Below are 12,493 nucleotides of genomic sequence, written 5' to 3' on the forward strand. Positions count from 1 at the left end.
ATTAAATTATCGTTAACAAGTGAGGCAAAGAAATGATGATATCCAATAATTCTTCATTGCTAAAAGATAGTCAGGAGCTTACTAAAACTAAGCAGACTATATGGAAACCTTTAATTGCTGTTTCATTATTATCTATATTTAGTTTCATATCTGGTCAATATCTTCCTTATGTTATTATAGCAGTTTCTGGTTCTGGTCCTATTGCAGCAGTTCCTTTAGCAATTTTTGCTGTTTCTACGGTTGTTGCACTTATTTCAGTGACATATCTTGTTAAACTGGCTATTTCTAGAGATGATAATAAGAAAGAAGTAGGTCTTAATGGACAGAAATTCGGCCATACTCCATCTCAAGAACCACAAAAATTTGTGTGTAAAAATTGTACTAATCTGGAGAATAAATCAAATGTACCTACTCCTCAATCACCTCCAGTAACGTTTGGAACACAACCAAATCCAAGTCCACCGCCGCCACCTCCTCCATTGCCACAAGATGCTGCACTACTACCTCCGCCTCCGCATTTTTTTACAGCTTCCAAGCGTACGGAGCAACCTAAGAATGATGCACCGAAGAAGGCTGGTGAACCTGAGAATAATAATCATTCTACTCTGTTTGAACAGATAAGAGGAGGTACTACGTTAAAAAGAGTGGGCAGCAACAAAATTTTACAAATGAATTGAAAGCAAAATTAGAAAGTAGTGGGGGCAATGACAAAAAAGAAACACCAGAAGAGTTTGCTGCAAGAATAGATAGGGAGCAAGCAGAGAGAAAGAAGTCGGATGATAATGATTCAGATTGGACAAAGAGACTTAAGGAGAGAGCAGCAGTCATGCAATTCTCAGATAGTGAAGAGGAGTCACCGGTACCGCCAAGTTCGTGTGTTGATTCACCACAAGTAAATAATGTTGACTCAGTGGATAATGAGGTGCAAGATTCACCTCCTCTTTCTGTTGAGGATCGCATAGCACAGTTTGGTGGAAAAGCGTTGCGATGCCAAAAGGAAAATGTTGTACAAGGACTATGATAACTATGAAATGGTCAGCCATGCACTTCCCTCCCTTTTCAAAATAAGTTTACCTACAGGTCTGATTGTATTAAGATTACTTAATACAATCAGATCTATTATATGCGCTTATCCAAATATTACCTGCCAACTCTAAAGGAAAAGCCTGCCCATGCTAAAATTATCTCCCATCAATATTCTTTGCGTGCAGGTTTAATAAAGCAGATAGCATCTGGCATCTATACGTGGTTACCACTTGGTCTCTTAGTGCTTAAGAATATTGAAGATATTATCAGAGATGAAATGAACAAATCCGGTGCTATTGAAGCATTAATGCCTTGTGTGCAACCAGCAAGTCTTTGGCGAGAATCAGGGCGTTACGATGATTACGGTAAGGAAATGCTACGCATAAAGGATAGGCATGAGGAAGATATGCTTTTTGGTCCAACGCATGAGGAGATAGCAACTGATTTAATTAGAGATGTGGTAAAAAGTTACAAAGATTTGCCACTTTGTTTATACCAAATTCAATGGAAATTCCGTGATGAGGTAAGACCACGTTATGGTGTTATGAGGGGCAGGGAATTTTTGATGAAGGATGCATACAGTTTTGATGTAGATTACGAAGGTGCACTGAATTCATATAATTTGATGTACAAAACTTACATAAAAATCTTCAAACGCATGGGATTTACTCCAATTGGAGTTCGAGCTGATACGGGGCCAATTGGAGGAAATTTGAGCCACGAGTTTCATATATTGGCAAACACTGGTGAGAGCACTTTATATTATGACAATAAATTTTCTGAACTACTAGAGAGTGAAGATATTGAAAGTTTAAAGAGTATATACGCAGTTGCAGATGATATGCATGATCCTGAGACTTGCCCTATATCACAAGAGCAGTTAAATGTTAGTAAAGGTATTGAAATAGGGCATATTTTTTATTTTGGCGACAAATATTCAAAGCCTATGAAGGCAAGTGTTACTTCTCAAGATGGAAAAAATGTCAATATACATATGGGTTCGTATGGCATTGGGGTTTCAAGACTTGTTGGTGCGATAATAGAAGCTTTTCATGATGATAAGGGAATTATCTGGCCGGAGGAGGTAGCTCCTTTCAGAATTGGTTTAATCAATTTACAAACGAAAGTAACGGAGGCTGCAGATAAAATATACAAAGCTTTGAAGAGCGATGAAGTGCTTTACGATGATACGGAAGGGAGTGTAGGAGTAAAATTTTCTAGAATGGATCTGATAGGCTTGCCGTGGCAAATAATTGTCGGAAAGAAAGCAGTAAGTGAAAATATAGTTGAAGTAAAAAATAGAGCAACTGGAGAGGTAAAGGAAATGCAGATTGAGGAAGCAATAAATCACTTTAGCGCAAAATGATACACGGTATCGGCACTGACATAGTATATATACCAAGAATATTGAGAATATTACAAAAATACGGGGAAAAATTTCTCAATAGAATCTACACTGAAAAGGAAATAGAGCTAAGTAGAAAGTATAATAGTCAAGAAATGCGAGCAAGGTATTTTGCTAAACGCTTTGCAGCAAAAGAAGCTTTTGTTAAAGCACGAGGTAGTGGTCAGGGTATTACAATGAAAGATATAGAAATATACAATGATGTAAGAGGCAAGCCATATCTTACCGTTAGCAAGGATTTTATCTCCAAAATTCATCTTTCTTTAAGTGACGATGGAGATTACGCTACTGCATTTGTTGTAATTTGCGTCTATAGCTCACACAGATAAAGTTTACTCTTTTGTCATCTTATGGCTTACTGTATGAACATTCATTTTTAAAGGTAAACTGCACAGCAAATGGTCAGTGCTTGACACTGTCCTCCTTTGTCATCCCAGTGCCCAGACACTGGTTTTCTGCAATCTCATCGAAAACGTTTTTCTATGCTAGTTTGCTTGCTCACAAGCAAACTTTCCTGGATCCAAGTAGTCAGGGCACTGGGATGACATCTTTGTTGTGTTTAACAAAAACAAATGTTCGTACAGTTGTGGAATGAATCGCAGTATAGCTATAGCATACACAAACGACTAGTTTGCCAAAAAAACATAGCGGTTTTTCTATGATTTTAGTATAATTCTAGCTTTACCTAAACAAAAAGATGAATTATTTAATGGACTGTGTTTTAACGTCTCTTTCCTTACCATTTTCAATTACTGAGAATTATTTATTAATTACTGCGTTGATTCCACTTTTAAGTGCGTTAGTTATTTTTTTTACTGGTAAATGGCCCGGAGTGAACAATAGTATTACTGTCACTTCTTCTGTACTTCTGTTTACGTATACGTGTCTGTGCACTTTATATTGGGTATATGGTGATCATTCTCAATTTATTCTCATGGATTTTGGTAATAATTTGCACATTAGTTTAAAGCTAGAGTCTACCGGAGTAATATTCAGTTTATTAATATCGTTTTTATGGGTGCTGACCAGTATATATGCAATATGTTATATGCAGAATAACTATGCTGATAGCAATCACTCAAGTTTTCTATGCTTTTTTTCAATATCGATTGGCTGTGCAATGTTTATTGCTTTTTCTGGAGACTTGCTCACTACATTTGTCTTTTATGAGCTTCTAACTATTAGTACATACCCTCTGGTTACTTACAACTCAACAAATGAATCAATGATTGCAGGACGCTATTACTTTGGCGTGCTATTTTTCTCTTCTTTGGTATTATTTTTTCCTGCAATAGGCCTTTTATATCATGAATTTCATACTTTAGACTTTGTAAGCGGTGGAATATTCAAATTTGATACTTCACTCATCACTTTCATTGCAGTGTGTTTTGCTATGCTGATTTACGGAATAGGAAAAGCTGCATTAATGCCAATTCATTTTTGGTTACCAAAAGCAATGGTTGCACCAACTCCTGTGAGTGCACTACTGCACGCTGTTGCTGTTGTGAAATCCGGAGTTTTCATCATCATAAAAGTTATATTATACACTTTCGGCGTCGATAATATGCAACGTTTTGTGCAGCAAAATTGGTTTGCTGGAGGGTGGCTTCCGTACGCTGCTGGATTTACTATTATTACTGCATCATTGATTGCACTCAAGCAAAAAGAATTAAAGAAATTGCTTGCTTACTCTACCATCTCTCAATTGTCGTATATTATATTATTCGCTTCAATTTTTAGTGATCTCAGCATGAGGGTTGCAATTTTTCAATTAGTTTGCCACGCATTTGCAAAAATCACTTTGTTTTTCGTTGCCGGAGCAATAATAACGAGAGCAGGTGAGAAATATATAGATAAGATTTACGGTATAGGACGCAGTATGCCAATTAGCATGACAGCATTTGCTATAGGTGCATTGTCTATGATAGGGGTGCCGCCTGCTCCGACTTTTTGGGGTAAATTTCTCATTTTTCAAGCTGTTTTCAACTTTGGCAATGTAATACTTTCTGTGTTTGTAACTCTAGTGTTAATTGTTAGTACTATACTCAACGCTCTGTACTTTTTACCGATAATTTACAACGCCTTTTTCTTAAAACCTTCTCAGAATTACTTTATTAAAAAAACACCAATTCTTCTAGTTTTACCTCCAGTTATTACTGCTATGTGCACTTTGGTTATTTTTTTTAGCTACCAAGTAATATTTTAAAATCTGTATTTATAACCATTAACAATAAATTTAAATGGTATTATACCAGCCAGAGTTGCTTTTATATTCGACAAAGTGAAGCTAATCTCCACAGTATCCTCCTTATTTTGCTCGGTTGTAAAAACTACAGTAGCATTTCCAGCAAATGTAACTAAGTCCTTGGTCGATCGATCAATAGATAATGTTATTACATTTATGTTGGCGATTTTTCTTTTAGATAAAGACAAATTACCAGCTTCATTATTCGTTTTTTCCTGAAAGCCTTGATAGATTTTATGTATAGAATTGTTTCTTATAAAATTTTCTTGGTACTTCGGTTCAACGATCTTAATGGACTCGTATATTTCAATGTATTTACTTATTAAGTACCTCGCTGTGGAAGTGTATTCATCTTCCTTTTTACTGAAACTAAGCTTATGCATTGCAGAGAACTCATCTTCTGTGTGGTTCATATACTTCACAAAATTTAAATCTTTTTTAATAGGAAATAACAGGTATATGTTTAATGTTAATAAACATAAGCATACTAGGAGAAGCGATACTATTAATGCCATCCAAGATCTTTCTGCTACACAAAACAGATACCTATGGCAGTACCATTCGACTGCTTTACTGAAATAACTTTTGTTTTTTACTGATTCAAGCAATTTATCTTCCATAACACAATACTACCAGACCTAATCGGATCATTATAATAACAATAAGCTTAGATACTCTAAAAAAAACTTTAAAATATGTCTAAATTTTCCCAAATAGGATGAATGATTATATCACCTTGTTCTGCAATGAGGTAGAATTTATCGATTTTGCTCACATCTATATTTATCATTTTTACACTGAAATTTTCAGGATCATAAGTATTACTTTCTACACTTTTGTGATAATTATAATAATGTAATTTATTTTGATCATCAAAATAACCAAATTCATCAGCAAAGGTTCCCACTTTTCTACCTTTACCACTTTTGACTAGCTCAAATAGATCAATTACATGGTTTTGGGATCCAGGCTCAATAGGCCCTTCTGCAGCAAAAAATTTAGGTGCATGACCAATGTATTCCTTAAATTTTAGATTATGAGTCTTTTTTACACTACCAAAATCCACAAATTTATATTCATCTGAAATACCAGAATATTGTGGATCATACTTTTTATATTCAAAAAACTCATTACCTAAAAAATTACAAAACGTTAATTTATAATTATCATGATCGGATTTTACGACTTTAAGGTAATGAAAATCTCCAGGAATCTTTACTTCCTCTTCCGTAATATGATTACGTACAACAAGCTCACCATTTAGCATATGATAGCCAATTTTTGGCAAAGTAGCTATATTGATTGTCTTGTTTAGCTTAAAATTTGCTTCATAAATGCCACTTAACAACTCCTTTCCTTTTTCTAGGGTTATGTCTTGATCTGAAGCTATATTCTTAATTAAGCTTAATTTTTTCTGCATGTTCAATATGGCTTTCGTCAAAACTTCTATTGATTGCCATACAGTTAATTTATTATCAGTCAAATTATATACTTCGAGTATTAAATTAACAGAATTTTATCATGAATTTATGTTAAAAGTATTATACTTTGTAAACTTATGTCATGATATTAACTACATTAGCTAAAACATGCTTTTTATCTAAGTGGAGTTGCTTTGCGGCAACGAAAAGTTCATTTATTTTTTTCCACTGACTTAGCAGAATTTCAACACCATTTACCTCTCTCTTTATGCTTTCTAAAATGAAGGCCTGAATTATATATGATGCTAGTTCTAGTTCGATTTCGCTATTAATTACTTTATTAATCATATTGGGATTCTTTAAATCATGAAGAAATTTATAAAAGCATTTGTATGCTTCATAAGCATCACTACTTATTGTATTTATTATCATTCCTGGCATTCCAGGAAATAAAGTAATCATTTCGTCAAACGTTTGATTATCAAATTTACATTGAGATGAAGCAACTTGCTTTGTTTCATCATAAGTTAATGGGAGTAAATTTAGCTGAAAGCACCTACACCGGATAGTGGTTTGTATATCATATGGCTTATGGCTAATTATAAATATCTTAGAATTTTTTGGCGGCTCTTCTAATATTTTCAATATTGCGTTTTTAGCGTTATTAGTCATTGCCTCTAAGCTATCTATTATAGCTATTTTGTGTTCTGATTGAATGGGACTTAAGTGTAGAAAGTTTTTCATTTCTCTGACTTTTTCTATTCCGATAGTATCACCTTCAACAATGTGTAAGTCCAATGCTACTTCATTATAGTTTTTTATGAGTAACCAATTGGAGAAGGATTTTGCAAGTGTTGCTTTTCCTATACCTTTTTTACCACAGATCAGCCAAGACTGAACAGATAAGTTGTTCATTATTTTTTTTTTGGCTTGGTTGTGGCCTATTACTTTTTTCATTCTTTCTCCTATAGATTTTAGTTTGAAAATGCGTTGTTTACTGTTTGTAATGAAATTGCACCTTCCCTTAAAACCTTAATCTTATCTTCGATTAAGTCAATAATAGTAGATTCTATACCAGAAACTAGTTCGTCATCTTCAATCACTACAGATAAATGTTGCTTAATGGATTGTGGTATATCGTTTGCCTTACATACACTTTCTTTTCCTGAAATATTTGTACTAGTTGCAACTATTGGAACTTTCAGTTTGTTTAGTATTGAAATTGCAATAGGATGCTCAGGAATTCTGATACCTATACTATCTTTAAAGAATTCGTTTGGCAATATGTTGTTGTTTTTAAGTGGTAAAATATAGGTAATTGGTCCAGGAGAAAAGTGGTTTATTAAATCAATATATCTTTCCTTTACCTTTGCTATTTTTGTCAAATTGTAAATATCACTAACAAATATAGACAGTGGTTTATTTTGAGAGCGTTTCTTTATCTGATATATTTTTCCTATAGATTCATTATCTAGTGCATTACAAGCAAGAGCATACACTGTTTCTGTTGGAAAACACACTAATAAATTGTTCTGTATTGCATTTATTATTTTAGATACCATATAGCTAAAAACTTATTCATAACAACTAGATCAGTTTTGTTGCACTGTATCTTATATAGTAACTGCTAGTTTTTGTAAACGTAATGCAACGCAGCTTACCATTTGTTATGCAGATTTGCTACAACCCAAACTCTTCATTGACTTTATCAATTATTGCCTGTGGTGGATCCTCTCCCCATCCTGAATACAAAATCTCTCCATAGTCTGCAACATCTATAGAGCCAGTTCTGCTTTTTGCTAGAAACATTTCTCTTTTCTCTTTATCAACGAATACATAATGCCACGCTGATTTTCCACGATCTTTACCACGGACTAAGTATATAAGATCTGACCTACTTCTTTTTGTTGCATCAGCAAAAGATCTTTCATTGACAGTTCTGCTTTTACTTTTTATGCCGCCACTTTCAGAAAAAGCTTCCTTGGATTCGGTTTTTTTGCCTGCTAATTCAGAAATTTTTCCTTTTTCCCCTAATGCCCGTTCTTTGGTGTTTTGAGACGAATACTTACTGGAAAAACCTTCCCCTGTACCGCCAGGAGTCCTGTTTGTGAAACGCTTAGTAAATGAATTATTGTCGTTGTTTTCTGCCATAAAAATCTCCAAACTTTAGATTGTAGAATCCAAACTTTTACTACACTTTATCATATGTTAATTAAATTAATATAAATGAAAAATAATATAGTAATTATTACAGGAATTACGGCCTCAGGTAAATCAGAATTATGCGATAACCTGAGAGAAAAATATGGAAATATTAGTATAATAAATTGTGATTCAAAGCAGGTATACAAAGAAATTCCCATAATTACTGCTCAACCACTAAAGCAAGAAGAATTTTATAAATTATATGGTTATGTTTCAGCAAAAGAAAATTATTCCGTGGGTCTATGGTTAGAGGATTTAGAAAAAGAAGTTAATCACGCATTAGAAAATGCTCAAATACCTATCATCACTGGAGGAAGCGGGCTTTACATCAGCAGTTTCATCAAAGGCTTATCATCAATGCCACAAATAAGTCAGGAAGTGAGAAAAAACGTAAGTGAGCTCAGGAAAAATTTAAGTAAAGAGGAGTTCTATAAATTAGTATTAAGCAAAGACTCAAAAGTTCAAGATAAAATCTGTATTAATGACTCGCACCGTCTTTCAAGAGCACTTGAAGTTATCACTGAAACTGGTAAGACAATCTTTGTATGGCAAGAAAATAGACAGCCTCCTTTATTCGATAATTTTAAGATATATACAATTTTGCCTAAACGTGAGGATGTATACCAAAAAATAAATTCTCGTTTTATCAAAATGATCGAAAATGGAGCAATTGATGAAGTAAAAAAGCTACTTAGTATGAACTTAGCTCCAAATTTGCCAGCTATGAAAGCACATGGAGTGCCAGAAATTGTAAAGTATTTGAAAGGTGAGATTACTTTAGACGAAGCGATACAGATTGCTCAAACAAACACAAGACACTACGCAAAACGCCAGTACACTTGGTTTAAAAACCAGTTCCCAAGTTCTGAAGTCATTGATTGTGCAAATGAGCTAACAGCGCTTGAAATATTTTAATTGTTAGTTTCCAGGTGTATTTCCATACTCATTGCTATGAATGGGCGGTTCCATATTTTCCAGATGGCTGTTCACTTTTGGTGGCTTATCCAAGCCATGCTCTATTTTTATTTTAAAAAATCCAAGCCTCTCGCAAAATTTCTGAAAACACTCTTTTATAACGTCAAACAAGTTTTTATCACCTATATTATAGTCCTTCAGTCTCTTAGGAACAGTAAGTGACAATTTACCATCTTCATATGTTACATTTTTATCACCTTGAGACTTAAGTGCGAATTCTAGCGAGCTATCCAATTTACATAATTCTTCTTCCAGTTCTGCAAAAGTGCGAACTGCAATTTTTTCTTCAATTCTGATTGCCGCATGACTTGGATCACTACAATTAATATGTGTTACATGATTAGACTGAAACAATAACCCATATGTTTCAGCTAAATGAAGGATAGGTCCTCCTTTACCATACAATGCACCCACATAAGCAGCCTGGTTACAATTAGTGATTAGTTCTTCTAGAATAGAATCATTTGGAACTTCTGCTTCAGCATATTCAAATAGCTCTGTAAAAACTTGTTTTACAAATTGGCGGTACTTATTTTTGTCATTTGAAATGAGGTTGGTATGTTTATTATATAATTCATCAACAAGCTCTTTTGTTATAACTTTGTTCTGAATAACAAGTTTCATTCTTGGAAGATCTACGTACATAGTTGCACCAGAATTCGCTTCAGCATTATCTTTACCAGCCCTCAACCTGCTAAAACCAAACTTTTCTGCTTGAGCTCTTAGTGTAACTATTGGATTTTCCTTTTCTTTTGGTGTAGAGCCGTTCATCATTAATACCTTGATATAGACTGCTAATGGTATAATAATACATAAAAATGATTAATAAGTTAATAAAATACCTACTATAAGCCCTATGATAGCAAATATAGTTAGGGGTAACTTAGGCTTACCGACGATTTTAAAAACAACAAATTCGTCATTCCGTTACGTGTTAGCGGCTGAGATACCGCGAATGAATCGCGGTATAACGTTAGAGAGCTGTGCTAGCTATAGTGCATACCTGACCATAAGGTGACAAGATTTTAAAAAGGCTCTATAACAGTTTTACACATGTATGAATCTCAATGAGCAATCAGATTTTTCTAAATAGCAGGCTGGAGAATATACCTAAGTTCCATTCCGCAATATTGCCTAAACTTTGTGGTGGGGACAAGGTGGTGGATCTGCTGTTTTATAAGCCACTTAGTTATGTGGATAGAAGCAAGTTACTATCTGATGCTCGAGTTGGAGAATTTACAACTTTCATTGCAAAAGTTTATGAGCATCAGTCGCCCACTTTTAGAGGTAGACCATATAAAATAGTCGTTGAAAGTGAGAGTCAGTATATATTCATAGTCTTTTTTAATTACTCAGTTAAGTATTTATATAAACTATTTCCAATTGGAGCAAATGTGATCATCAGTGGCAAACTCGAAAAATTTGCTGAACATTGGCAAATTACTCATCCAGATTACGTGTCGCTTGACATCAACCAATTTAAAGAAATAGCTTGCATAGAGCCAGTTTACCAATTATGCCGTGGCATTACCAATAAGCGCATTGGGAACATAATAAGCTCTAATCTAAAGGAATTGCCTGATTTACCAGAGTGGATAGATGATACATTAATCAAGCAAAAAAAATGGTTAAGTTGGAGGGAAAGCATCATAAAGTTGCACAGACCAAGCTCATTGGTGGAAGCTGAGGTTTGTAGAAAAAGGCTTGCTTATGATGAATTGTTTGCGTATCAGCTAGCGCTGAAACTTGCAAGAAAAAATCATGTGAAAGAAAGGGGAAGAGAATTTATAATATTGAGTAAATACAAAGAGCAAGTTTTAAATGAATTGTCGTTTCAATTAACAAATGATCAAACTCGTGCAATAGATGAGATCTCAGAGAGACAAAAATCCAAGTATCGCATGATAAGCTTGCTGCAAGGTGATGTTGGTAGTGGCAAAACCGTAGTTGCACTTTTTGCAATGATAAATGTGGTAGAAAACAACATGCAGGCAGCTCTAATGGCACCGACTACTATCTTGGCGGAGCAACATTATAATTGGATTGAGGAAGTTTTATCCTGTACCGATATAAAAGTTGCGCTGCTTACTGGTAAAACTTCGCGCAAGGAAAGAAAGATTATCATGAACGAACTTGCAAGTGGTGTTTTAAATATAGTGATTGGCACTCATGCACTATTTCAAGCTAACGTTACATTTAAAAATTTAGGGCTTGCAGTCATAGACGAACAACAGCGATTTGGAGTGATGCAGAGAAATCGCTTGGTAGGAAAAGGAGAAAATGCCGATATACTTTTCGTTACTGCAACTCCCATTCCAAGAACCTTGCAGCAAGCTATGTATGGTGATGTTGAATGTTCAATTTTGAAAGAAAAACCAAAATCCAGATTGCCAATAAAAACTGTAACTATGAACATTAGTAGGGTGTCAGATGTTATTGAAAAGCTAAAAGGTGCTATAAACAGGGGCGAAAAAGCATATTGGATTTGTCCATATATAGAAGAAAACGAAGAGACCAATATTGCTGCAGCAGAGATGCGTTTTCAGGAATTACAAAAAACATTTCTTGATAAAGTCGGGATAATACACGGAAAATTGACTCAGGAGCAGAAAGATCAAGTTATGTTTTCCTTCAAAAGGAATGAATTTTCTCTGCTTGTTGCAACCACTGTGATAGAAGTTGGTATAGATGTGCCAGATGCAACCATCATGATTATAGAAAATGCAGAGCAATTTGGGTTATCACAATTGCATCAGTTAAGAGGCAGAGTAGGGCGAGGAAACAAGCCATCTTTTTGTGTATTATTATACGATAATTTAAGTAAAAGCTCATCTTCAAAGTTAAAGATCATGTGTGAGTCACAAGATGGATTTTACATTGCTGAAAGGGATATGATGCTAAGAGGCAGTGGAGATATTTTAGGCACAAAACAATCAGGATGTATGGAATTTAAATTTGCTGATTTATATCAGGACAAAGAGCTGCTCAATCTCGCGTATAATAACGCAAAAGGCGCAATGGCTGATTTTGAATTACTGCTTGATATATTTGAATATAGGAGTAGATTACATTTTTCAAAATTTCAGTAGGAAAACCAGGTAGCCCACAGAAACGAAAAAACTTACTTGACACCCTTCGCCAGCCCACTTATCATGATAGTGAAGCTATTGTATTTGCTTTCGCCAATCTGCAGATTAAAAGGTAAGGATTACTTAA

14 protein-coding genes are annotated in these 12,493 nt (G+C 34.5%); 8 read left to right on the forward strand and 6 right to left on the reverse strand.

Annotated elements, in window-relative coordinates; genetic code table 11:
• Positions 1 to 32 precede the first annotated feature (32 nt).
• From OZD62_RS00940 to OZD62_RS00965, 6 genes are all read left to right on the forward strand, one after another.
• Positions 33 to 677 (forward strand): hypothetical protein, encoded by a 645-nt coding sequence (locus OZD62_RS00940; RefSeq protein ID WP_275019240.1) that lies wholly within the window; start codon positions 33 to 35, stop codon positions 675 to 677.
• Positions 674 to 1,021 carry a hypothetical protein gene (locus tag OZD62_RS00945; protein WP_275019241.1) on the forward strand — a complete coding sequence of 116 codons (348 nt, stop codon included), beginning with the start codon at positions 674 to 676 and terminating at the stop codon, positions 1,019 to 1,021. The genes OZD62_RS00940 and OZD62_RS00945 overlap by 4 nt, the downstream gene beginning before the upstream one ends.
• 102 nt (positions 1,022 to 1,123) lie before the next feature.
• Complete coding sequence (proS, locus tag OZD62_RS00950) at positions 1,124 to 2,392, forward strand: proline--tRNA ligase (RefSeq protein WP_022626352.1); 1,269 nt, start codon at positions 1,124 to 1,126, stop codon at positions 2,390 to 2,392.
• Positions 2,389 to 2,760, forward strand: coding sequence for a holo-[acyl-carrier-protein] synthase (locus OZD62_RS00955; RefSeq protein WP_010082456.1), 372 nt, complete (start codon positions 2,389 to 2,391; stop codon positions 2,758 to 2,760). The genes proS and OZD62_RS00955 overlap by 4 nt, the downstream gene beginning before the upstream one ends.
• A gap of 11 nt (positions 2,761 to 2,771) precedes the next feature.
• Complete coding sequence (locus OZD62_RS00960) at positions 2,772 to 3,026, forward strand: hypothetical protein (RefSeq protein WP_010962852.1); 255 nt, start codon at positions 2,772 to 2,774, stop codon at positions 3,024 to 3,026.
• A 114-nt stretch (positions 3,027 to 3,140) separates the two neighbouring features.
• Positions 3,141 to 4,637 (forward strand): proton-conducting transporter transmembrane domain-containing protein, encoded by a 1,497-nt coding sequence (locus OZD62_RS00965; RefSeq protein ID WP_275019246.1) that lies wholly within the window; start codon positions 3,141 to 3,143, stop codon positions 4,635 to 4,637.
• On the opposite strand, the gene OZD62_RS00970 is transcribed toward OZD62_RS00965, so the two are convergent.
• The 5 genes from OZD62_RS00970 to OZD62_RS00990 all read right to left on the reverse strand — a co-directional run bounded on the left by OZD62_RS00970 (position 4,634) and on the right by OZD62_RS00990 (position 8,248).
• Positions 4,634 to 5,296 carry a hypothetical protein gene (locus tag OZD62_RS00970; protein WP_010082435.1) on the reverse strand — a complete coding sequence of 221 codons (663 nt, stop codon included), beginning with the start codon at positions 5,294 to 5,296 and terminating at the stop codon, positions 4,634 to 4,636. The two genes, OZD62_RS00965 and OZD62_RS00970, sit on opposite strands and share 4 nt — an antisense overlap.
• Before the next feature lie 68 nt (positions 5,297 to 5,364).
• A complete protein-coding gene (locus tag OZD62_RS00975; RefSeq protein WP_022626354.1) occupies positions 5,365 to 6,159 on the reverse strand; it encodes a hypothetical protein in 795 nt (264 codons plus the stop codon).
• Positions 6,160 to 6,232: 73 nt separating this feature from the next.
• Positions 6,233 to 7,054 carry an AAA family ATPase gene (locus OZD62_RS00980; protein WP_275019242.1) on the reverse strand — a complete coding sequence of 274 codons (822 nt, stop codon included), beginning with the start codon at positions 7,052 to 7,054 and terminating at the stop codon, positions 6,233 to 6,235.
• 17 nt (positions 7,055 to 7,071) lie between these two features.
• On the reverse strand, positions 7,072 to 7,659 hold the full coding sequence (locus tag OZD62_RS00985) for an L-threonylcarbamoyladenylate synthase (RefSeq protein WP_275019243.1): 588 nt from the start codon (positions 7,657 to 7,659) through the stop codon (positions 7,072 to 7,074).
• 118 nt (positions 7,660 to 7,777) lie between these two features.
• Positions 7,778 to 8,248, reverse strand: coding sequence for a hypothetical protein (locus tag OZD62_RS00990; protein ID WP_275019244.1), 471 nt, complete (start codon positions 8,246 to 8,248; stop codon positions 7,778 to 7,780).
• Between the two features lie 75 nt (positions 8,249 to 8,323).
• Between OZD62_RS00990 and miaA the strand changes: the two genes are divergently transcribed.
• Positions 8,324 to 9,217, forward strand: a complete 894-nt coding sequence (gene miaA / locus OZD62_RS00995) for a tRNA (adenosine(37)-N6)-dimethylallyltransferase MiaA (protein WP_010082478.1) — start codon at positions 8,324 to 8,326, stop codon at positions 9,215 to 9,217.
• Positions 9,218 to 9,220: 3 nt separating this feature from the next.
• On the opposite strand, the gene OZD62_RS01000 is transcribed toward miaA, so the two are convergent.
• Entirely contained in the window at positions 9,221 to 10,048 is an 828-nt protein-coding gene (locus OZD62_RS01000) for a hypothetical protein (RefSeq protein WP_275019247.1), read from the reverse strand.
• 296 nt (positions 10,049 to 10,344) lie between these two features.
• On the opposite strand from OZD62_RS01000, the gene recG reads away from it, so the two are divergent.
• Entirely contained in the window at positions 10,345 to 12,366 is a 2,022-nt protein-coding gene (gene recG, locus OZD62_RS01005; RefSeq protein WP_275019245.1) for an ATP-dependent DNA helicase RecG, read from the forward strand.
• Positions 12,367 to 12,493: the final 127 nt, after the last annotated feature.

Origin of the sequence: Wolbachia endosymbiont of Drosophila seguyi (genome assembly GCF_028981765.1) — a bacterium.
Classification (GTDB): Bacteria; Pseudomonadota; Alphaproteobacteria; order Rickettsiales; family Anaplasmataceae; genus Wolbachia; species Wolbachia pipientis.